Genomic DNA, 21,434 nt, shown 5'->3' on the forward strand with positions numbered 1-21,434 from the left:
GATCAGACAGCGCGTCAATTGCAAGGGGTTCAGAGGTACTTCGTCGGAACTCAGACGAACTTCGCCTTGCCCGGCCCCTCCTCCACGAAGCTGCGCATCCCGCGCTCACGGTCCTCCGTCGCGAACAGGCCCGCGAACCAGTTCCGTTCGACGGCGAGGCCCGTCTCGATGTCCGTCTCCAGGCCGGTGTCGACGGACTCCTTCGCGGCCCGCAGCGCGATCGCCGGCCCCTGCGCCAGCTTCGCCGCCCACTGGTGCGCGGCGGTGTAGACCTCCTCGGCGGGCACCACCCGGTCGACCAGACCCAGCGTCAGCGCCTCGTCCGCCTTGACCATCCGGCCGGTGAAGATCAGGTCCTTCGCCTTCGACGGGCCGATCAGCCGGGACAGCCGCTGGGTGCCGCCGGCGCCCGGGATCAGGCCCAGCAGGATCTCCGGCTGGCCCAGCTTGGCGTTCTCGGCCGCGATCCGGTAGTCCGCGCAGAGCGCCAACTCGCAGCCGCCGCCGAGCGCATAGCCCGTGATCGCGGCCACCACCGGCTTGGGGATGCGGGCCACCGCGGTGAACGAGTCCTGCAGGGCGCGGGCGCGCAGGACCATCGCCGTGTGGTCCATGTTCTGCATCTCCTTGATGTCCGCACCCGCCGCGAACACCTTCTCCCCGCCGTACACGATCACGGCCCGTACGTCGTCACGCCGGGTCGCCTCCTCGGCCAGTTCCTTGAGCCGGTCCTGGGTGGCGACGTCCAGCGCGTTCATCGGCGGGCGGTCGAGGCGGATCGTGCCGACGCCCTCGGCGACTTCGAGATTCACGGTCATGAGGGCAGGTTAACGGGCACTAACGACAACGGCCCCGGTGCGATCGCTCACACCGGGGCCGTGCATCAACACACGTTCACGACTTCCACTGCTCCCACGACATGTTCCAGCCGTTGAGCCCGTTGTCCGGGGAGACGGTGTCGTCGTGGGCGTGCTTGACGATCACCACGTCACCGAGGATGGAGTGGTCGTACATCCAGCCGGCCGGCAGCCCCCGGTCGTAGCCGCCCCGCACATCCCGCAGGCCGATGCAGCCGTGGCTGGCGTTGTAGTTGCCGAAGGCGTCGCCGGACCAGTAGTTGCCGTGCAGGAAGGTGCCGGAGTCGGTCAGCCGCATCGCGTCCGGGACGTCCTTGATGTCGTACTCCTTGCCGAGGTTGACCGTCTCGCTGTTCATGCGGGTCACCCGGAGCTTCTCGCTGATCACCATCTGGCCGTTCCAGGTGTCGTAGCCCGGCTTTCCGGTGGTGACCGGGATGGTCTTGACGACCTTGCCGTCCTGGGTGACCTTCATCTGGTGGGTCTTGGCGTCCACGATGGAGACCTGGTTGCGGCCGATGGTGAACTTCACCGTCTTGTCCTGCTTGCCGTAGACGCCGGGCCGCCCCTCGACGCCGTCGAGGTTCAGGCTCACCGTGACCTTCGTACCGGACTTCCAGTAGTGCTCCGGGCGGAAGTCGAGGCGGTCGTTGCCGAACCAGTGGCCCTCGACGTCGACGGCCGGTTCGGTCTTGATGGTGATGGCCTTCTTGACGTCCTCGGGGTGGGTGATGCCCCGGGTGAAGCGGACGGAGAACGGCATCCCGACACCGACGGTGGAGCCGTCCTCGGGGGTGAAGGTGCCGATGAAGGTGTTCTTCGGGGTGAGCGTGGTGAAGCTGGAGTCCTCGGCCGCCTCACGCCCCTCGGAGTCCTTCGCGACCGCGTGCACCGAGTACTTGGTGGACGCGGCCAGATGGGTGGACGGCGTCCAGCCGGAGCCGTCGGCGGTGATCTTCCCGGATATCTCCGAGCCCTTGGCGTCCTTGACCTCGACCTCGGTCAGCTTGCCCTTGCTCGCGCTGACCTTGAGGACGCCGCTGGTCTCGACGGACTTCGCGCCGTCCTTGGGGGCGATGGTGACGACGGCCACCGACTGCTTGGTCTGCGCAGCGTCCGCGCCCTTGCCCTTGCCGTCGCCGGAACCGGATCCAGAACCGGACCCGCCCCCTCCGCACGCGGTGACGGCCAGCAGCAGCACCCCGGACATGAGCGCCAGCCGCCCCTTGCCCCCACGCCTGCGCGCGTCAACCGACGCCCCCGATATCGGCCGCACGTTCAAGTTGTTCTCCCCTCGCCGGCCCTGGTCGGGCCCGCACCCCGGCGCGTCCCGCCGCGCGCATTGGCGCATATTAACTGCAAGGTTTTGGGGATCGTGTCAGCTGAATGTCACCGTTCCGTCGCAACTTTGACCATGGACCCGCCGCAAGCCCCGTCCCCCTTCGGGTTACTTGACCGCGCTGCCCGCCTTCCATGCCTTCCAGCCCATGTTCCACCCTCCGAGGCCGTTGTCGGGAGCGACCTTTTTGTCATTGCTGTGGACGACCTGGACGACGTCCCCGACGAGGCTGCGGTCGAAGAACCAGCCGGCCGGGGTGTCGGAGCTGCCGCCCTTGACGTCCATGAGCCCGACGCAGCCGTGGCTGACGTTGACATGGCCGGGGGCGTTCGGCGCCCAGTAGTTGCCGTGCAGGAAGGTGCCGGAGTCGGTGAGGCGCAGGGCGTGCGGGACGTCCGGGATGTCGTACTCGCCCTTGCCGTTGCGCTTCTTGAAGCCGACCGTGGCGCCGTTCATACGGGTCAGCTCGAGCATCTCCATCACCACCATCTTCCCGTTGTAGGTGGTGTGCTTGGGCGCCCCGGCCGTGATCGGCACGGTGGCGAGGAGCGCGCCGTCCCGCCGCACCTGCATGGTGTGCGCGGCCGCGTCGACCACGGAGATCTGGCTGCGGCCGACGGTGAAGGAGAACGTCTTGTACTGCAGCCCGTAGACGCCGGGCGCGCCCTCGACGTCGCGCAGGCGGAGCGAGACGGTCACCTGGGTGCCGGGTTTCCAGTACCGCTGGGGGCGGAAGTCGAGGCGGTCCTTGCCGAACCAGTGCGGGCGGATCTCGACCGGCGGTCGCGCGGTGACGTGGATGGCCCGCTCGACGGCCGCACGGTGCTCGATCTCCCGGTTGAACTCCAGGGAGACGATCATTCCGGTGCCGACCGTGGAACGGTTCTCCGGGGTGACGTAGCCGATGAACCGCTCGTCGGGGACGAAGGTGGTGAAGGTCGCGTGCCGTGCGGACCTACGGCCGTGGCCGTCCAGGGCCACCGCGTCGACGGTGTACTTGGCGGCCAGCGCGAGCCGGGTCTCGTCGGGTTCCCAGCGCAGGCCGTCCTCGGAGATGCGGCCGGGCACCTCGGAGTCCTGTGCGTCCTGCGACTTGACGACCTTCACCGACTCCAGGCGGCCGCTGTCCACACCCACCCGGAGCCTGCGGCCGGGGCGGACGCCCTTGCTGTTGTCGTCCGGGGAGATCCGGATGACGTCCTCGGGTGCGGGTGCCTTGCCGAAGACTTCGCCGATGTCACTGCGGCCCGCCTGCTGCGAAGTGCAGCCGGTCGCTCCGGCCAGCAGTCCTGCCCATGTCAGTACGGCGGCCAGCGCGGCCCCTGCGCGTCGCGCGCGTCCTTGTGCATGCCTCTGCCTCACGGCGTGCCCAACGACGCGGGCGCTCCGCGGGTTGTGCCGCGAGGTCCGCTTTCGTCCGCTTTCGTCTGTGGTGTCGTCGGAACGGGTTGCTCCCCGCGGCGGAGCCTCTGTTGTCACAGCCCCGCCCCTCTGAAAGGGCGCTGCCGAACCGGATGAGACTTCGTCCGCCATGCTCTGGGCAGAACAGTGGGGAGGACGACGCGACGGGGAGCCGTGGCCGGGACGCCGGGTGCTCTTCTGGGGGGTCGTTCCGTGAGCCGTGGGAGGCGGACTGGTGTCCAGCGCAGCCGAGCAGGAGGCGGTGGCCGAGGGGCGCGCCGAAGAGGGTGAACGCCCGTCCGGCGTGGTCAACGGCGCGTCCCGCAAGGTGCCGGGCGTGCCCGTGCGTCCGGGTGCGCCGATGCCGCTGGGATCCAGGTTCCGGGTCGGCCCGGACGGGGTCGCGGGCACCAACTTCGCGCTGTGGGCGGGCGGGGCGGAGGCGGTGGAGCTGTGCCTGTTCGACGAGGCCGGCAAGGAGACCCGCGCCCGGCTGACCGAGCTGACGCACGAGATCTGGCACGGCTTCGTGCCGGGTGTGATGCCCGGGCAGCGCTACGGCTACCGGGTGCACGGCCGCTGGGACCCGTGGACCGGCGGACGCTGGAACCCGGCGAAGCTGCTCCTCGACCCGTACGCGCGCGCGGTGGACGGCGACTTCAGCCTGCCGCCGGAGGTGTACGGGCACGTACGCGACTGGCCGCAGCAGCAGGTCGCGGACACCGTGCGCGACGACCGGGACTCGGCCCCGTACGTCCCCAAGGGTGTCGTGGTCCACGATGACGACGACTGGGCCGACGACCGCCGCCCGAAGACCCCCTGGGCGGACTCGGTCATCTACGAGCTGCACGTGAGGGGGTTCACCAGGCTGCATCCGGGGATCCCGGAGGAACTGCGCGGCACTTATGCCGGGTTGGCGCACCCGGCCGCCGTCGAGCACCTCGTCAAGCTGGGGGTCACCGCTGTCGAGCTGCTGCCCGTCCACCAGTTCGCGCACGAGGACCATCTGCTGCGCCGCGGTCTGAAGAACTACTGGGGCTACAACTCGATCGGCTACTTCGCCCCGCACGCCGCGTACGCCGCATCCGGTACGACGGGCCAGCAGGTCGGCGAGTTCAAGCGGATGGTCCGCGCCCTGCACGCGGCGGGCATCGAGGTCATCCTCGACGTGGTCTACAACCACACGGCGGAGGCCGGCGAGCTCGGCCCGACGCTGTCGCTGAAGGGGATCGACAACCGGGGGTACTACCGGCTCCAGTCGGACGCCCGGCGCTACGCCGACTACACGGGCTGCGGCAACACGCTCCATGTGGTCCAGCCCCATGTGCTGCGCCTGATCACTGATTCCCTCCGCTACTGGGTGACGGAGATGGGCGTCGACGGCTTCCGCTTCGATCTGGCCGCGGCCCTCGCCCGGTCCATGCACGACGTGGACATGCTGTCGCCGTTCCTCGCGGTCATCGCGCAGGACCCGGTGCTGCGGCGGGTGAAGCTGATCGCCGAGCCGTGGGACGTCGGGTCCGGCGGCTATCAGGTGGGGGCCTTCCCGCCGCTGTGGACGGAGTGGAACGACCGGTACCGCAATGCCGTACGGGACTTCTGGCGGGGCGCGCTGCCGGACGTACGGGATCTCGGGTACCGGCTGTCGGGGTCGAGCGACCTGTATGCGTGGGGCGGCCGCCGGCCGTACGCGTCGGTCAACTTCATCACCGCGCACGACGGCTTCACCCTGCGCGACCTGGTGTCGTACGAGCGCAAGCACAACGAGGCCAACGGCGAGGGCAACCGGGACGGTTCGAACGACAACCGGTCATGGAACTGCGGGGCGGAGGGGGAGACGGCCGACGAGCGGGTACGGGGGCTCAGGCGGCGGCAACTGCGCAACCTGCTGACGACCCTGCTGCTGTCGACGGGCGTGCCGATGCTGGTGGCCGGCGACGAGCTCGGACGCACCCAGCGCGGCAACAACAACGCCTACTGCCAGGACAACGAGATCAGCTGGCTGGACTGGGGGCTGCTGGAGGAGCCGGGCTGGAAGGCCCTGTTCGACCTCACGGCCCGGCTCATCGAGCTGCGGCACCGGCACCCCGTGCTGCGCCGCCGGGCCTTCTTCTCGGGGCGGGCGCACTCCGCCGACGGTCTGCGCGACCTGGCCTGGTTCACCGCGCGCGGCACGGAGATGACGGAACGGGACTGGTACGCGCCCGCCGCCACGCTCGGCATGTATCTGTCCGGGCGGGACATACCGGGCCGTGACGAGCGCGGCGACCCGATCCTCGACGACAGCTTCCTGGCCGTCCTGCACGCCGGTGACCGCCCGGTGAGCTTCGTGTTGCCGGGGCCGCCGTGGGCCGAGCAGTACGAGGTGGTCGTCGACACGTCGAGGGAGGCACAGGGGGAGGCCCCCGGGGTGGTGCACCGGGCCGGGACGGCGATCACGGTGCCGGCGCGCGCGGTGCTGTTGCTGCGGGTCGGCTGAGCGACGTCGCCGCCGCTGCCCGGCGCGGCGCGCGGGGATCCGCCGACCGCCGACTGGCGGGACACGGTCCGCGGACTGACCGGGGGTGCACAGGTGTTCGTCGAGGCGCCCGAGCCGGGAGCACCGGACACAGGCCGGCGGCCGCCCCTGCCCGCGCCGCCCGCCGCCCGCCGCCTGTCGGCTGGTCGAGCGCCAACTCGGGGAGTGGGCACCCGGCCAACCCGGCGGACCGTGTTCCACAGTGCGAACACGTCCTTGACGGCTCAACCGCCTCGCTGGCACCGTCCGTGGTCATGAGGCTGTCCGCTGACCACCGCCGCGCGCGCGTCGCGCTCGTGGAGCGACGCCACGTGGATCTGTGCCGGCAGTCCAGCGCCATCTGTCGCTGAGCCGCAGCACCCTCCCCTTTCTTTCCCTCTCCCCCTCACCTCGCGTGCCGTGTTGCAGGGTGCGCCGATCCCTGGGATTAACTATGTCTGAAATATCCCGTCGTGCCTTCGGTGGTCTCGTCGGCGGCGGTGCCGTGACCGCCGTCGCCGGTTCCGCAGGCGCCGCGAGCGCCGCCGAAGCCGCCCCCGCCGAGCGCCCGTTCCGGGCCCGCACGGCCTCCACGGCCGGAAAGCGCCCCAACCTGCTGGTCATCCTCGGCGACGATCTCGGCTGGGCCGACCTGTCCTCCTACGGCGCCCCCCACATCAAGACGCCGAACCTGGACCGGCTGGCCCGGCAGGGAGTGCGCTTCACGGACGCCTACTCCGGCTCCGCGACCTGCTCCCCGACCCGGTTCAGCCTGTACACCGGGCGCTATCCCGGCCGTACGAAGGGCGGGCTCGCCGAGCCGATCGCGAACAGGACGCAGGGGCTTGACCCGAACCACCCCACCCTGGCCTCCCTCCTGAAGAAGGCCGGCTACTCCACAGCCCTGATCGGCAAATGGCACTGCGGCTGGCTGCCCGACTACAGCCCGACCAAGTCCGGCTGGGACGAGTTCTTCGGCAACCACGGGGGCGTGCTGGAGTACTTCTCCAAGCTCGGACAACTCGGCGACTACGACCTCTACGAGGGCGACGCCGAGTACCAGGACCTGCGGTACTACACGAACGTCCTGACCGAGCGGGCCGTCGAGTACGTCAGCCGCGAGCACGACAGGCCCTGGCTGCTCAACCTCAACTTCACCACCCCGCACTGGCCCTGGCTGGCGGAGGACGACGAGGAGACCGGCGCCGAGATCGCGGCGAAGATACGGGCCGCGAAGAGCCAGGCGGAGGTCAGCAACGCCCTCAACCACTACGACGGCGGCTCGGTCGCCAAGTACACGGAGATGGTGCAGAGCCTGGACGCGGCCGTCGGCGAGGTGCTCGCCGCGCTGCGCCGCTCGGGGCAGGAGGAGCACACCCTGGTGTACTTCGCCAGCGACAACGGCGGTGAGCGCTGGTCGTACCTGTGGCCGCTGAGCGGCGAGAAGTTCGTGCTGCAGGAGGGCGGCATCCGGGTGCCGACCATCGTGCGCTGGCCACACCGCATCGACGGCCACCAGGTCAGCCACGAGCCGAACTTCTCCCCCGACTGGACGGCGACCTTCCTGGAGGTGGCGGGCGCCCGCCCCGACCCGGCCTACCCGCTGGACGGCACGAGCCTGGCCGGATACCTGCTGCGGGGCGAAGCGCTCCCGGAGCGCGACCTGTTCTGGCGGGTGCGCGCCAACCGGGCGCTCAGGCGCGGGAACTGGAAGTACTACCAGGACTCCACCGGCAAGGACCATCTCTACGACCTCGGCGCCGACCTGCGCGAGCAGGCCGACCTGGCACCCGACAAGCCGGAGTTGCTCGCGGAACTCAAGGCGTCCTGGGAGAAGACCGCCTCCAGTCTGCTCCCCTATCCGCAGCAGCCGAGCTAGCCGAGGATCCCCCGCTCGTACGCCGTCGCCACCGCAGCCGCCCGGTCCTTGACGCCCAACTTGCCGTACAGATGGGTGAGATGGGTCTTCACGGTCGCCTCGCTGATGAACAGTTCGCGGGCGATCTCGCGGTTGGAGGTGCCCTTGGCGACCAGGGCGAGGACCTCGCGCTCGCGGGCGGAGAGGGCCTCGTTCCCGGGTGGCCTCGGGGTGCGGACCGCGGAGACCAGGCGGGAGGCGACGGCGGGGGACAGCACCGTGCGGCCCTCCGCCGCCGCGCGGACGGCGGTGAACAGCTCGTCGCGCGGGGCGTCCTTCAGCAGATAGCCGGTCGCGCCCGCCTCGATCGCGGGCAGGGTGTCCGAGTCGGTGTCGTACGTCGTCAGGACGAGGACCTTGGCCCGGGCCCCGCGCCGGGTCAGCTCCGCGATCGCGTCCACTCCTCCGCCGCCCGGCATCCGCAGGTCCATGAGGATCACGTCGGGGTCGAGGGCCGCGGACCGCTCGAGCGCCTCGACGCCGTTCGAGGCCTCGCCGAGGACGGTGAACCCGGGGGCAGAGTCGAACATGCCGCGCAGACCGTCGCGTACGACGGGATGGTCGTCGACGATCAGCAGGGAGATCGGCGGGGTGCCGGTCGGGTCAGCTGTCATGGCGGACCAACGGTACGCGAGCCGACAGTGCCGTGCCGTGGCCCGGTTCCGTCTCGACGGTCAGCGAGCCCGCGATGCGTTCGGCGCGCGCCCGCATGCCGTCGAGGCCGAAGCCTCCGGAGCCGGTGCGGACCCGGAGCGCGAGGGGGTCGAAGCCGGTGCCGTCGTCGCGGATGTCGAGGATCACCTCGTCGCCCAGGAAGGAGAGGGTGACGCCGAGGCGGGAGGCGCGGGCGTGGCGGGCCGCGTTCGACAGGGCCTCCTGGGCGATGCGCAAAAGGGTGGCCGAGACCTCCTCGTGGAGCTGTTCCGCCGTGCCGGTGACGGTGAACTCCGCGCGCACGCCTGTCCGTTCGCCCCATGCGACGACCGTCTTCTTCAGCGCCTCGGGCAGTCCGGCGTCCGCCAGTTCCACCGGGGCCAGGTTGTGCACGGAGCGGCGGGCCTCGCCGAGGCTGTGCCGGGCCAGGTCCATGGCGCGGTCCAGGTGCTCGCGGGCCTGCTCCCTGTCGGGCGTGCCCGCGACGACCTGCAACTGCGCGATGATGCCGGTCAATCCCTGGGCGATGGTGTCGTGGATCTCGGCCGCGAGCCGCCGCCGTTCATCTGCCACCCCCGCTTCCCTTGCCTGCACGAGGAGTTGGGCGTGGAGGGCGGCGTTCTCATCGAGCGCCTGCTGCAGGGCGGCGTTGGTGCGTTCGAGTTCGGCGATGGTCGCGGTGCGTTCTCGGGCCCGCTGCATCTCCTGCTCGGTGAGATGGGCGACCACCATCTGCAGACCCGAGTTGGCGACCAGGAGCGCGGCGAAGACGGCCCACTGCACTCCGCTCCCGAACGGCATCCCGCCCGCCTGCGCGCCGGCCACGGTGACCGCGCTCGCGAGCAGCCCGAGCCGCTGCCACCGCCTGCCCGGGATCGTCTCGTCGGCGTCCATGTAACCGGCGGCGGCGTAGAAGGCGAAGAACGGGTTGATCCAGGTGAGGACGAAGGCGAGGGCCCAGCGGACGACGTAGTACGCCGCCCCGGTCCGGGACGGCGTACGGCCGCGGCCCGGCCTGCGCACCCGGAGGCTGTGCCACGACAGTTGGAGCGCGACCGCGGCGCCGAACAGGGACCAGGCGGTGTACCACTTGGCCGCGGAGGCATGCGGGTCGGCGGTCGCGAGCGCGGGGACCAGACCGATCAGAAGCAGCCCGTACGGCCCCCAGGTGTGCAGTTGGTCCCAGCGCCGGTCGATCTGGCTGTCCACCACGGTCATGTCCTCAGTGTGCACGGCCGGCCGCCTACTCCCAGCGGAACCAGCGGCTCGCCGCCCCCGTGAGCAGCAGGATCCACATCGCCAGCACGCCCAGGTGCGCCCAGCCCGGCCAGTGCCCGGCCGCCGCCCGGTTCAGGGCCTGCGCGGCGGCTCCGAACGGCGTGTACCCGACGATACGGGCCATCAGATGCGGCATGGCCTGCGTCGGCAGCCACACGCCCGCGCAGAACATCGACGGGAAGAACACCGCCGACCCGATCGCGCCCGCGATCTTCGTCGTACGGGACAGGGCAGCCACCACCGATCCGAGAGCGAGGGCGGCCAGGACGGCCAGCAGCAGGGCGAGGACGTATCCGAAGGGCTGTTTCGGCAGTCGTACGGCGAAGGCGAGGCGCCCGACCGCGAGGGCGAGCAGCGCGGACACCAGGGCGGCAGCGCCGTACACCACCATCTGCGCGGACAGCAGGGCGCCCGGCCGGACCGGAGTGGTGGCCATCCGGCGCAGGATGCCCCGCTCCCGGTAACCGGTGAGGGTCTGCGGCATCGACTGCAGACCGCCGACGATCATGCCGAGCAGCACGGCGACCGGGACGTAGACGTCGATGGTGCGCAGACCGCCGAGGTCGGCCTGGTGGTCCCGGAAGGACGGGATGGAACCGAGGATCACCAGCAGCAGGGTCGGGAAGAGCAGGATCCAGAAGATGGCTCCCGGTTCGCGACGGAAGAGCCGGACCTCCGTCTTCAGCACGGCGGTGCTCATGCCGCGGCGTCCTTGGTGTCGGTGTCGTCAGTCTGGGTCAGGTCGAGGAACGCGTCGTCGAGCGTGGCGTCCACGACACGCAGCTGGTGGGCGGTGATGTGGTGGCGGGCGAGGAGGGTGATGACCGCGTTGACCGTCTCGTCCGTGCCGGAGAGGGTGATACGGCCGTCCTTGTGCTCCACGGACGCGAGCGCGGGCAGGGCTGCGAGGTCACGGTCGTCCAGCGGGGCGGACGGGGTGAAGCTGATGACGGTGGCCCCCGCCGAGCGCCGGATGAGCCCGGCCGGGGTGTCCAGTGCGGCCACCCTGCCCTTGTCGATCACGGCGATCCGGTCGCACAGGCGCTGCGCCTCCTCCATGAAGTGGGTGACGAGGAGAACCGTCACACCGCTGGCCCTGACGTCCTCGATCAGCGCCCAGGTGTCCCGGCGGGCCCGCGGGTCCAGGCCGGTCGTGAGCTCGTCCAGGACCACCACCCGCGGGTTGCCGATCAGGGCCAGCGCGATGAACAGGCGCTGCTTCTGGCCGCCGGAGAGCTTGCCGAAGCGGGTGGTCAGCTTGGCGGTCAGGCCGAGGCGTTCGGCGAGCGGCGCCCAGTCGAGCGGGTCGGGGTAGAAGGAGGCGTACAGCTCCAGCGCCTCGCGGACGGTGAGCTTGGGCTGCAGTTCGCTCTGCTGCAGCTGGGCGCCCAGGACGCGGGCCACGCGCGCGTGGTCGGCGACGGGGTCGAGGCCGGTGACACGGACCCGGCCCGCGTCGGGGACGCGCAGTCCCTCGACGCACTCGACAGTGGTGGTCTTGCCGGCGCCGTTCGGGCCGAGGATCCCGAAGATCTCGCCCTCCTCGACGGCGAAGGAGACGCCGTCGACGACGGTCCGGCCGCCGTAGGACTTGCGCAGTTCGGTGACTTCGATGACGGACATGGCATCAGATTCGCGGGAAGCGCCCCGCCGCCACATCGGCCGTCACGCTCGAAGCGGCATCAACCGATCGGTCGATGCCGCCCTACGACCCCTCCGGATCTGTTGTACGACCCCTCGAACGCGCAGGTCGTAGGACCAGGGGCCGAGCCAGGTCCGGCCAAAACTCGGTGGGCGTTGTCAGTGCCGATCCGTAGGCTCACAGACGATGCCCTCGACACGTGCAACCACCAAGGACCCCGGCAACCCCACACACCGATCGGCCGTACGCACCCTGCTGCGCCTGTGGCCGTACGTACGGCCCGTGCGGGCGCGGCTGTTCACCGCCGCGTTCGTCGCCGTGCTCGCCTCCTGTACGGGCCTTGTGATCCCGCTCGTACTGAAGTGGATGGTGGACGGGCCGGTCGCCGACCGGGACCCGGCGGGCGTGTGGCTCGGCGCGCTGTACCTGCTGCTCCTCGGGCTCGGTGAGGCGCTGCTGTTCGGGCTGCGGCGGTGGCTGGTGGCGCGGCCGCTCGCGGGCATCGAGGCGGGGATGCGGGCGGATCTGTACCGGCATCTGCAGCGGCTGCCGGTCGCCTTCCACGACCGCTGGGCCTCGGGCCAGTTGCTCTCGCGCGGCACGACGGACCTGATGCTGCTGCGCATGTTCCTCGCCTTTCCGATGACGTTCCTGCTGGTCAACGGGGTAACGATCCTCGTCGGCGTGGTGATCATGCTGCTGCAGGACTGGACGCTCGGGCTGGTGATCCTGGGGCCGGCCGTCCCCGTGATGGTCACCTGCGTGATCTTCGAGAAGCGGTACGCCGACGTGGCGCGGCTCGCGCAGGACCAGGTCGGCGATCTGACGACCGTCGTCGAGGAGAGCGTGCTCGGCATCCGCATCATCAAGGGGTTCGGGCGCCACCGCAGCCAGGCACGGGCGTTCCGGGAACTGACCCGGACGCTGCGGGGGACGGAGCTGCGGAAGGCTCGGCTGCTCGCCACGATCTGGGGTGTCATCGTGACGCTGCCGGAGGTGGCCATTGGGGCGGCGTTGGTGCTGGGGGTTGTGCAGGTTGCGGACGGGTCGCTGTCGGCGGGGACGTTGGTGGCGTTTCTGTCGACGGCGCTTGCGCTGCGGTGGCCGGTGGATTCCATCGGGTTTCTGCTGGCCATGAGCCAGGAGGCGGCGACGGCGACCGAGCGGTACTTCGAGGTGATGGATGAGGCGCCGGAGGACGGGTCCGCCGTAGCTGCGGGCATTCGTGCCGCTGGGGCGGCACCCGACCCACAGAGAGCGGCACCTCGCACCGCCGAGTTGCGCGGCCTCCGGTTCCACAACGTGCGGTTCCGTTATCCCGACGCCCCTTCCGACTCCCCTCCCGTCCTCGACCGCATCGACCTGCACATCCGGCCCGGCGAGTCCATGGCGCTCGTAGGAGCCACGGGCAGTGGCAAGACCACGCTCACCGCTCTCGTCCCTCGCCTGCACGAAGTGACCGACGGGCGGATCACGTTGGACGGCGAGGACATCACCGCCATGTCCCGCGAGGAACTGCGCGCCCTCGTCGCCGTCGCCTTCGAGGAACCCACGCTCTTCTCCGCGACCGTCGGGGACAACGTGCTCATGGGTGCCCGGGACGGCGCGGGCGACGCCGAGCTGAACCGCGCGCTCGCCGTCGCGCAGGCCGAGTTCGCGCATGCGCTGCCCCAGGGCACCGACACCCAGGTCGGTGAGCAGGGCCTCAGCCTCTCCGGCGGGCAGCGGCAGCGGCTGGCGCTGGCGCGGGCCGTCGTGGGCAGACCGAGGTTCCTCGTCCTGGACGACCCCCTGTCCGCTCTCGACGTGCACACCGAGGCGGCGGTCGAGGCCGCCCTGCGGGACGTCCTCGCGGACACCACGGCGCTCATCGTGGCGCACCGCCCGTCCACGGTCCTGCTCGCCGACCGGGTCGCGCTGCTGTCCGGCGGCCGGATCGCCGCCGTCGGCACGCATCACGAACTGCTGCGCACGAACGCCGAGTACGCCCATCTGATGTCCGGGACCTCAGAAGCGGAGGACGAGCGATGACCGCCCCCACCACCTCCGTCCCCACGGCGGACGACGAGCCGGACCTCCCCCGCCCCAAGGACGCCAAAGACCCCTTCGACCGGGACGTCCTGCCCACTCCCCCGGGCGCCACCGCCGGCCTGCTGCGCTCCCTGCTCGCCCCCATGAAGTCCCGTGTCGCCGTCACCACGCTCCTGCTGCTGCTCCAGCAGGCGGCGGTGCAGGCGGCCCCGCTGCTGGTGGCGTACGCGATCGACAAGGCCGTACCGGCGTTCCGGGACCACGACCACGGCCCGCTGCTCGCGGTGGCCGCGGGCTATCTGCTGTGCGCGCTGGTCTCCGGCGGACTGCAGTACGCGTTCATCATCGCCTCCGCCCGGGTCAGCCAGGACGTGCTGCTCGATCTGCGCGGCCGTATCTTCCGGCATGCGCAGGCGCTGAGCATCGACTTCCACGAGCGTTACACGAGCGGCCGCCTGATCTCCCGGTCCACGGCGGACGTGGAGTCGCTGCGGGAGCTGCTCAACGAGGGCTTGCAGGAACTCATCACGGTCATCCTGTCCTTCGTCTACATCTCGGCCATGCTGCTCTGGCTGGACCTGGAGCTCGGCGCCGTCGCGGTGGCGTCCTTCGTGCCGCTGTACCTGCTGGTACGCCTCTACCAGCGGCGCGCGGTACGGGTGTACCGGGTGCGGTCCACCGCCACCGCGGCCGTCATCGTCAAGTTCGTCGAGACCATGAACGGCATCCGGCCGGTGCGCGCGTTCCGCCGCGAGGCCGCCAACGACGCCGACTTCCTGACGCTGAACCGGCGGCACGAACGGATCAACGGCGACGCCATGCTGGAGATGGCCCGCTATGTCGTCGGCTCCCGGCTGGTCGCCAACACGGCCGTCGCGGTGATCGTGCTGTGGGGCGCCTACCGGGTGGCGGGCGGCTCGCTGGAGCTGGGCGTGCTGGCGGCCGCGGTGCTCTATCTGCGGCGCCTCTACGACCCGATCGACCGCCTGGGCATGTTCCTGAACTCGTACCAGTCGGCGGCGGCCTCCCTGGAGAAGATCGCCGGGCTGCTCGCGCAGACACCGTCCGTGCCGGAGCCGTCGGCTCCGGTGGAACTTCCGGTACTGGAGAGCGAGCACCCGGGCCGCGAGGTCGTCTTCGACGGCGTCAGCTTCGGCTACCGCACCGGCGGCGAGGTCCTGCCGGTCTTCGACCTGACGATCCCCGCCGGGCAGACGGTGGCGGTCGTCGGTTCGACGGGCGCCGGCAAGTCGACCCTCGCCAAGCTGCTGGCCCGCTTCTACGACCCCTCGAACGGCCGGGTCCTGCTGGACGGCGTCGACCTGCGCGACCTCGCCGTTCCCGAGCTGCGGCGCGGGGTGGTGATGGTGACGCAGGAGGCGTTCCTGTTCTCCGGCACGGTCGCCGAGAACATCGCCATCGGCCGCCCGGACGCCACCCGCGAGCAGATCGAGCAGGCGGCGAAGGCGATCGGAGCGCACGAGTTCATCAGCGCCCTGCCCGACGGGTACGACACGGACGTACGCAAGCGCGGCGGCCGTATCTCCGCGGGCCAGCGCCAGCTCGTCGCCTTCGCCCGGGCGCTGCTCGCCGACCCGGCCGTGCTGATCCTCGACGAGGCGACCAGCTCGCTCGACATCCCGGGCGAACGGGCGGTGCAGCGGGCGATGCTGACGGTCCTGCGCGGACGAACGGCCGTGGTCATCGCGCACCGGCTGTCGACCGTCGAGATCGCGGACCGGGTGCTGGTCATGGAGCACGGGAAGATCGTGGAGGACGGCCGCCCGGCCGAACTCGTCGAAGGCACCGGACGGTTCGCGGACCTGCACCGGGCGTGGCGGGACAGTCTGGTGTAGGGATCGGCAGGGATCGGGGAGCATGATCGACGCGTACGAGGATCCGGGCGAGCCCGACCGCCGCGGGGGCGCCCGCTATCTGCTGTGGCTGGTGCGCTGCCAGCCCGGCCGGTCGCTCGCCGGGGCGGTGCTGGGCAGCGTGTGGATGGTGCTGCTGGCCGCCACGCCGTATCTCCTCTCCCGGGCGATCGACGACGGACTGGAGCCCGGTGACTACCCGGCCCTCGCGGGCTGGACCGTGGCGCTCTTCGCGGTCGGGGCGTTCAACGCCTGGCTGAGCATCATGCGGCACCGCACGATGACACGGGTGCGGATGGACGCCAACTTCCGCACGGTCAAGGTGGTCGTCGGCCAGGCGGTCCGGCTGGGCGCCGCGCTGCCGCGGCAGGTGGGGGCCGGGGAGGTCGTCACCATCGGGGTCGGCGACGTGCAGACGATCAGCCAGTCGTTGACGGTGGTCGGCCCGGGGGTTGGGGCGGTGGTCGCGTACCTGGTGGTCGCGGCCGTGCTCCTCTCGGTCTCGCCTCTGATCGCCGCCGTCGTACTCCTCGGCATCCCCCTGATCGTGGTCCTCGTCGGACCGCTGCTGACCCGTCTGCAGGGCGCGGAGACCGAGTACCGCAACCGGCAGGGCGTCCTCACGGCCCGGATCGCCGACCTCGCGGGCGGCCTGCGCGTCCTCAACGGCCTCGGCGGCAAGGGTCTGTTCGCGGACGCCTTCCACCACGACTCCCAGCGACTGCGCCGCCAGGGCTACCGGGTCGGAGCGGTCACCAGCTGGGTCCAGGCGCTCGGCATCGGACTGCCGACCCTGTTCCTCGCGGTGGTCACCTGGCTGGCGGCCCGCCTGGCCGCCCAAGGTTCCCTCACCATCGGCCAGTTGGTATCGGTGTACGGCTACGTGGCCGTCCTGGTCGGCCCGGTGGCGTTCTGGGTGGAATGCGGCTACCAGATCAGCCGCGGCCTGGTCTCGGCCCGCCGGGTCGTCCGCTTCCTCCAACTGGAGCCACTGGCCGACACCGGCACGAGGGACGCACCCGCAGAACCGGCGGTGCTGCACGATCCCGAGTCGGGAGTACGGGTACGACCCGGGCGGCTGACCGCATTGGCCGGCGCCCGCCCGGCAGACGCGGCAACGGTCGTGGACCGCCTGGGCCGGTACACACCGTCGAGGGCAACCTGGGGCGACGTACCGCTCGACGAGATCAAGCTGAAGCAGATCAGGCGGCACATCTTGGTCGCCGACCACGAAGCAGACCTCTTCGCAGGCCCCCTGCGCGATGTACTGGGCGGCGCGTCTTTCAGGGGCGCGGGGCTGTGTGAATATGCGGCTCCGCCGCGTGGCGCGAGCGACCACAAACCGCCCGCAGACGCCATACGGCATACCGAGGCAGACGATGACGCGCACCTCGCCAAGGCCCTGCACGCAGCCGTCGCAGACGACATCGTCCAAGGCCTCCCCAGAGGCCTCGCCTCAGCGATGGACCCCCAGGCCCGCAACCTCTCCGGCGGCCAAAGACAACGCATCCGCCTGGCAAGAGCACTCACGGCCGACCCCGAGGTACTGCTCGCCGTGGAACCGACGTCGGCGCTCGACGCGCACACCGAGGCCCGGGTGGCCCAACGCCTGCGGGCGGCACGGCAGGGCCGTACGACCCTGGTCACCACCACCTCCCCGCTCGTCCTGGACCAGGCGGACACCGTGTACTACCTGGTGGACGGCAAGGTGGCAGCCGTCGGCGGGCACCGCGAACTGCTCGACACCGAGCCGGGCTACCGCGCCCTGGTCGCACGGGACGCCGAGGAGCCGGTCCGATGACGACGAACTCCGGCCACCTCCCCGTGGCCGAACGGCAGGACGTACGCCGCGCCGTGGTGCGCCTCGTACGGGCCGACGCCCGCGCCTTCGCCACCGTGCTCGCACTCAACGCACTGGCGGCCGGGGCCGGTCTCGCCGGGCCCTGGCTGGTCGGCTGGATCATCGACGAGGTGCGGGCCGGACACGGCGTGGGCGCCGTCGACCGGCTGGCGCTGTGGATCCTGCTGTGCTCGCTGGCACAGCTGGTACTCGCCCGCTGGGCGCGGTATGTGGGACACCGCTTCGGGGAGCGGACGCTGGCCCGCGTGCGCGAGGAGTTCGTCGACCGGGCGCTCGCGCTGCCCGCGGCGGTCGTGGAGCGGGCCGGCACCGGTGATCTGACGGCGCGCGGGACGGCCGATGTGGCCACGGTCGGCACGACGCTGCGTGACGTCGGGCCCGAACTGCTCATCAACGGCGTGCAGGCACTGTTCCTGCTCGGGGCGGTGTTCTGGCTGAACCCGCTGCTCGGCGGGTGCGGTCTGCTCGGTCTGGTGGGCATCTGGTGCGCGCTGCGCTGGTATCTGCGCCGGGCCCGCGACGGCTATCTCGCCGAGGGGGCCGCCACCTCCGAGGTCGCCGAGATCCTCGCGGCGACCGCGTCCGGCGCCCGCACGGTCGAGGCGCTGCGGCTGGAGCGGCGGCGGATCGCGGCGAGCCGGGACGCGCTGGAGGCGTCCCGGCGCACCCGGCTGTACACGCTGTTCCTGCGCACCGTGTTCTTCCCGGCGGTGGAGGTCTCCTACCTGGTTCCGGTCTCCACGGTCCTGCTGGTCGGCGGGGTGCTGCTCGGGCGCGGCACGCTCAGTCTCGGTGCGGTCGTGACGGCGGCCCTGTATCTGCAGCGGCTGAGCGGGCCCCTCGACGAGATCCTGATGCGGGTCGAGCAACTGCAGAACAGCAGCGCCTCCTTCGCCCGCGTGGAGGGCCTGGCGCGGGCGCCCCGCGCACAACAGGCCGATGCGCCCACCCCGGCGGACGACCGCTTCGACGTGGCCGGGGTGCGGTACGCCTACGAGCGCGGCGGCGAGGCGCTGCACGGCGTCGACCTGACCGTGCGGCCCGGCGAGCGACTGGCGGTGGTGGGCCCCTCGGGCGCCGGAAAGACCACGCTGAGCAGGCTGCTGGCGGGTGTCGACGCGCCCACCGAGGGGACGGTGACCGTCGGCGGGGTGCCCGTGGTCGACCTCGGCCCCGAGCAGCTGCGCCGCCAGGTCGTCCTGGTCACGCAGGAGCACCATGTGTTCCTCGGCTCGGTCCGCGACAACCTGCTGATCGCCGAACCGGCCGCCACGGACGAGGAGTTGTGGGCGGCGCTGACGGCGGTGGGAGCCGACGAGTGGGTGCGCGAACTGCCGGACGGACTGGACACCCCACTCGGGGACGGGGGCACCCGCGCCGACGGCTCCCAGGCCCAGCAGCTCGCCCTCGCCCGCGTGGTCCTGGCCGACCCGCACACCCTGATCCTCGACGAGGCCACCGCGCTCCTCGACCCGACGACCGCCCGCCACACCGAGCGCGCCCTGGCGGCCGTGCTCGAGGGCCGCACGGTCATCGCCATCGCCCACCGTCTGCACACCGCCCACGACGCGGACCGGGTGGCCGTGATGGAGGACGGCCGACTCACCGAACTCGGCACGCACGAAGAGCTCGTGGTGGCGGAGGGGGCGTACGCGGCGCTCTGGCACACCTGGCACGGCGAGCCGTCGTAGGACGCAGTTTCCGCTCACGATCAAACATCTGGTTCGCATACCGAACATGAACAACCGGTCAACGAACCATTTCCGGCCAACTTTGTGACGCGCTCCTGACAGGGCGGGAATCTCCTGCCACCCTTCCCACAGCTTCAACACAGCAACCCCACAAGCTCCACCCCCAGTTCTGCCCGGACGGTCGACCCATCGTCCGGATCTCCCTGGCCGCGCAACCCGCGGCCACGCAGAAGGAGTCAGTGTTGAGAAGCAGTTCCTCTCGCAGACGCACCTCCCACATCGTCGCCGTCGCCGGCGTCACCGCACTGCTCGCCGCGGCCGTCCAGTCGGGCGCCGCATCCGCCGCCCCGCCCCAGGGCTCGTCCCTGAACAAGGCGCACACGGCCGTCAAGCTCTCTCCCTCCCAGCGCGCCGAGCTGATACGCGACGCCGACAGCGCCCGTGCGCAGACCGCCAGGGACATCGGTCTCGGCGCGAAGGAGAAGCTCGTCGCCCGTGACGTCGTCAAGGACGCCGACGGCACCCTGCACACCCGCTACGAGCGCACCTACGACGGCCTGCCGGTCCTCGGCGGCGACCTGATCGTCGACACCGCCAAGTCGGGCGCCACCAAGGACGTCATCAAGGCGACGAACGCCGCCATCAAGGTCGCCGACGTCACCCCGGACATCACGAAGGCGGCCGCCGAGCAGCAGGCCGTGAAGCGCGCCAAGGCCCTCGGCGGGACCAGGACGGCCGCCGACAGCGCCCGCAAGGTGATCTGGGCGGCGAGCGGCAAGCCGGTCCTCGCGTACGAGACGGTCATCGGCGGCTTCCAGGACGACGGCACGCCGAACCAGCTGCACGTCATCACGGACGCCACCACCGGCAAGAAGCTCTTCGAGTACCAGGGCATCGAGAACGCGACCGGCACCGGCAACACCCAGTACAGCGGCACGGTCTCGCTGACGACGACCCAGTCGGGCTCGAACTACAACCTGACCGACGGCGACCGCGGCAACCACAAGACGTACAACCTGAACCACGGCACGTCCGGCACCGGCACGCTGTTCTCGCAGACCAGCAACACCTGGGGCAACGGCACCACGTCGAACGCCGCGACCGCGGGCGCGGACGCGCACTACGGCGCCGCGGAGACCTGGGACTTCTACAAGAACACCTTCGGTCGCAGCGGCATCAAGAACAACGGCGTCGGCGCCTACTCGCGCGTCCACTACGGCAACTCGTACGTGAACGCGTTCTGGGACGACAACTGCTTCTGCATGACGTACGGCGACGGCTCCGGCAACGCGGACCCGCTGACCTCGCTGGACGTGGCCGGCCACGAGATGACCCACGGCGTCACCGCCAACACCGCCGGCCTCAACTACAGCAACGAGTCCGGCGGCCTCAACGAGGCGACCTCCGACATCCTCGGCGGCGTCGGCGTCGAGTTCTACGCCAACAACGCGTCCGACAAGGGCGACTACCTCATCGGCGAGAAGATCGACATCAACGGCGACGGCACCCCGCTGCGCTACATGGACAAGCCCAGCAAGGACGGCGGCTCCGCCGACTCCTGGTACTCGGGCGTCGGCAACCTCGACGTGCACTACTCCTCGGGCGTCGCCAACCACTTCTTCTACCTGCTGAGCGAGGGCAGCGGCGCCAAGGTCATCAACGGCGTCAGCTACAACTCGCCCACCTCGGACGGCCTTCCGGTCACCGGCATCGGCCGGGACAAGGCCCTGGCGATCTGGTACCGGGCGCTGACCACCAAGTGGACGTCCAACACCAACTACGCGGGCGCCCGCACCGGCACCCTCGCGGCCGCCGGTGAGCTGTACGGGACCACCTCCGCCGAGTACAAGGCCGTACAGGACGCGTGGGCGGCCGTCGCGGTCGGCTCCCGCTCCGGCGGGGGCGGCGGGTCCGGCACCTCGTACGAGAACACCACCCCGCTGTCGATCCCGGACAACGGGCCGGCCGTCACCTCGTCGATCACCGTCTCCGGCAGGAGCGGAAACGCGCCAAGCAACCTCCAGGTGACCGTGGACATCACGCACACCTGGCGGGGTGACCTGGTGATCGATCTGCTCGGCCCCTCGGGCACCGCGTACCGTCTGAAGAACTTCTCTTCCTCGGACTCGGCCGACAACGTGCAGGCGACGTACACGGTCAACGCCTCGAGCGAAACAGCCAACGGAACCTGGAAACTGAAGGTTCAGGACCAGGCCGCACAGGACGTCGGCACACTCAACAGCTGGAAGGTGACATTCCCGTAGACCGCAGGCAGCGGCATCGGAAACAGGGCGCCGTCCCGGAGCACGACTCCGGGACGGCGCCCGTTTACATCCCTGAAACGTTAACCGGACAGTCGGTTTTCAGCCAACATCACTTCGGGCAGCTGAC

General features: G+C 70.7%; 15 protein-coding genes. 8 read left to right on the plus strand and 7 right to left on the minus strand.

The window, feature by feature from the left end; all coding sequences use genetic code 11:
• Positions 1 to 50: 50 nt before the first annotated feature.
• The 3 genes from ACIBW9_RS31685 to ACIBW9_RS31695 form a co-directional block, all read right to left on the minus strand.
• The gene (locus tag ACIBW9_RS31685; RefSeq protein ID WP_398960446.1) at positions 51 to 818 is read right to left on the minus strand and encodes an enoyl-CoA hydratase/isomerase family protein; all 768 of its coding nucleotides are present in this window, start codon (positions 816 to 818) and stop codon (positions 51 to 53) included.
• A 76-nt stretch (positions 819 to 894) separates the two neighbouring features.
• Complete coding sequence (locus ACIBW9_RS31690; protein WP_398960447.1) at positions 895 to 2,139, minus strand: Ig-like domain-containing protein; 1,245 nt, start codon at positions 2,137 to 2,139, stop codon at positions 895 to 897.
• A gap of 165 nt (positions 2,140 to 2,304) precedes the next feature.
• On the minus strand, positions 2,305 to 3,558 hold the full coding sequence (locus ACIBW9_RS31695; protein WP_398960448.1) for an Ig-like domain-containing protein: 1,254 nt from the start codon (positions 3,556 to 3,558) through the stop codon (positions 2,305 to 2,307).
• Between the two features lie 274 nt (positions 3,559 to 3,832).
• Between ACIBW9_RS31695 and glgX the strand changes: the two genes are divergently transcribed.
• From glgX to ACIBW9_RS31710, 3 genes are all read left to right on the plus strand, one after another.
• Positions 3,833 to 6,076, plus strand: coding sequence for a glycogen debranching protein GlgX (gene glgX, locus ACIBW9_RS31700; protein WP_398960449.1), 2,244 nt, complete (start codon positions 3,833 to 3,835; stop codon positions 6,074 to 6,076).
• Between the two features lie 293 nt (positions 6,077 to 6,369).
• A complete protein-coding gene (locus tag ACIBW9_RS31705; protein WP_351475743.1) occupies positions 6,370 to 6,465 on the plus strand; it encodes a putative leader peptide in 96 nt (31 codons plus the stop codon).
• An 83-nt stretch (positions 6,466 to 6,548) separates the two neighbouring features.
• Positions 6,549 to 7,973 carry a sulfatase gene (locus ACIBW9_RS31710; protein ID WP_398960450.1) on the plus strand — a complete coding sequence of 475 codons (1,425 nt, stop codon included), beginning with the start codon at positions 6,549 to 6,551 and terminating at the stop codon, positions 7,971 to 7,973.
• On the opposite strand, the gene ACIBW9_RS31715 is transcribed toward ACIBW9_RS31710, so the two are convergent.
• The 4 genes from ACIBW9_RS31715 to ACIBW9_RS31730 are packed head-to-tail and all read right to left on the minus strand — an operon-like array spanning position 7,970 to position 11,567.
• Positions 7,970 to 8,626 carry a response regulator gene (locus tag ACIBW9_RS31715; RefSeq protein WP_398960451.1) on the minus strand — a complete coding sequence of 219 codons (657 nt, stop codon included), beginning with the start codon at positions 8,624 to 8,626 and terminating at the stop codon, positions 7,970 to 7,972. The genes ACIBW9_RS31710 and ACIBW9_RS31715 overlap by 4 nt on opposite strands.
• Positions 8,616 to 9,884 (minus strand): sensor histidine kinase, encoded by a 1,269-nt coding sequence (locus tag ACIBW9_RS31720; protein WP_398960452.1) that lies wholly within the window; start codon positions 9,882 to 9,884, stop codon positions 8,616 to 8,618. Before ACIBW9_RS31720 ends, ACIBW9_RS31715 begins: the two co-directional genes overlap by 11 nt.
• 25 nt (positions 9,885 to 9,909) lie before the next feature.
• Complete coding sequence (locus tag ACIBW9_RS31725) at positions 9,910 to 10,644, minus strand: ABC transporter permease (RefSeq protein WP_398960453.1); 735 nt, start codon at positions 10,642 to 10,644, stop codon at positions 9,910 to 9,912.
• Positions 10,641 to 11,567: an ABC transporter ATP-binding protein gene (locus ACIBW9_RS31730; protein ID WP_398960454.1), complete on the minus strand. Its 927-nt coding sequence runs from the start codon at positions 11,565 to 11,567 to the stop codon at positions 10,641 to 10,643. The genes ACIBW9_RS31725 and ACIBW9_RS31730 overlap by 4 nt, the downstream gene beginning before the upstream one ends.
• Before the next feature lie 205 nt (positions 11,568 to 11,772).
• Between ACIBW9_RS31730 and ACIBW9_RS31735 the strand changes: the two genes are divergently transcribed.
• The 5 genes from ACIBW9_RS31735 (at position 11,773) to ACIBW9_RS31755 (ending at position 21,307) form a co-directional block, all read left to right on the plus strand.
• Positions 11,773 to 13,617, plus strand: coding sequence for an ABC transporter ATP-binding protein (locus tag ACIBW9_RS31735; protein ID WP_398960455.1), 1,845 nt, complete (start codon positions 11,773 to 11,775; stop codon positions 13,615 to 13,617).
• On the plus strand, positions 13,614 to 15,473 hold the full coding sequence (locus ACIBW9_RS31740; RefSeq protein ID WP_398960456.1) for an ABC transporter ATP-binding protein: 1,860 nt from the start codon (positions 13,614 to 13,616) through the stop codon (positions 15,471 to 15,473). The genes ACIBW9_RS31735 and ACIBW9_RS31740 overlap by 4 nt, the downstream gene beginning before the upstream one ends.
• A 22-nt stretch (positions 15,474 to 15,495) precedes the next feature.
• Complete coding sequence (locus tag ACIBW9_RS31745) at positions 15,496 to 17,292, plus strand: ABC transporter transmembrane domain-containing protein (RefSeq protein ID WP_398960457.1); 1,797 nt, start codon at positions 15,496 to 15,498, stop codon at positions 17,290 to 17,292.
• Positions 17,289 to 19,043 (plus strand): ABC transporter ATP-binding protein, encoded by a 1,755-nt coding sequence (locus tag ACIBW9_RS31750; protein ID WP_398960458.1) that lies wholly within the window; start codon positions 17,289 to 17,291, stop codon positions 19,041 to 19,043. The genes ACIBW9_RS31745 and ACIBW9_RS31750 overlap by 4 nt, the downstream gene beginning before the upstream one ends.
• 242 nt (positions 19,044 to 19,285) lie before the next feature.
• Complete coding sequence (locus ACIBW9_RS31755) at positions 19,286 to 21,307, plus strand: M4 family metallopeptidase (protein WP_398960459.1); 2,022 nt, start codon at positions 19,286 to 19,288, stop codon at positions 21,305 to 21,307.
• Positions 21,308 to 21,434 lie beyond the last annotated feature (127 nt).

It is taken from the genome of Streptomyces sp. NPDC049541 (genome assembly GCF_044465725.1).
Taxonomy (GTDB): domain Bacteria; phylum Actinomycetota; class Actinomycetes; order Streptomycetales; family Streptomycetaceae; genus Streptomyces.

Bases quoted from the DNA above. Each gene is read 5' to 3' on its own strand.
- ACIBW9_RS31685 (WP_398960446.1), bottom strand. From the start codon at position 818: ATGACCGTGAATCTCGAAGTCGCCGAGGGCGTCGGCACGATCCGCCTC.
- ACIBW9_RS31705 (WP_351475743.1), top strand. From the start codon at position 6,370: ATGAGGCTGTCCGCTGACCACCGCCGCGCGCGCGTCGCGCTCGTGGAG.
- ACIBW9_RS31710 (WP_398960450.1), top strand. From the start codon at position 6,549: ATGTCTGAAATATCCCGTCGTGCCTTCGGTGGTCTCGTCGGCGGCGGT.
- ACIBW9_RS31715 (WP_398960451.1), bottom strand. From the start codon at position 8,626: ATGACAGCTGACCCGACCGGCACCCCGCCGATCTCCCTGCTGATCGTC.
- ACIBW9_RS31720 (WP_398960452.1), bottom strand. From the start codon at position 9,884: ATGACCGTGGTGGACAGCCAGATCGACCGGCGCTGGGACCAACTGCAC.
- ACIBW9_RS31725 (WP_398960453.1), bottom strand. From the start codon at position 10,644: ATGAGCACCGCCGTGCTGAAGACGGAGGTCCGGCTCTTCCGTCGCGAA.
- ACIBW9_RS31730 (WP_398960454.1), bottom strand. From the start codon at position 11,567: ATGTCCGTCATCGAAGTCACCGAACTGCGCAAGTCCTACGGCGGCCGG.
- ACIBW9_RS31735 (WP_398960455.1), top strand. From the start codon at position 11,773: ATGCCCTCGACACGTGCAACCACCAAGGACCCCGGCAACCCCACACAC.
- ACIBW9_RS31740 (WP_398960456.1), top strand. From the start codon at position 13,614: ATGACCGCCCCCACCACCTCCGTCCCCACGGCGGACGACGAGCCGGAC.
- ACIBW9_RS31745 (WP_398960457.1), top strand. From the start codon at position 15,496: ATGATCGACGCGTACGAGGATCCGGGCGAGCCCGACCGCCGCGGGGGC.
- ACIBW9_RS31750 (WP_398960458.1), top strand. From the start codon at position 17,289: ATGACGACGAACTCCGGCCACCTCCCCGTGGCCGAACGGCAGGACGTA.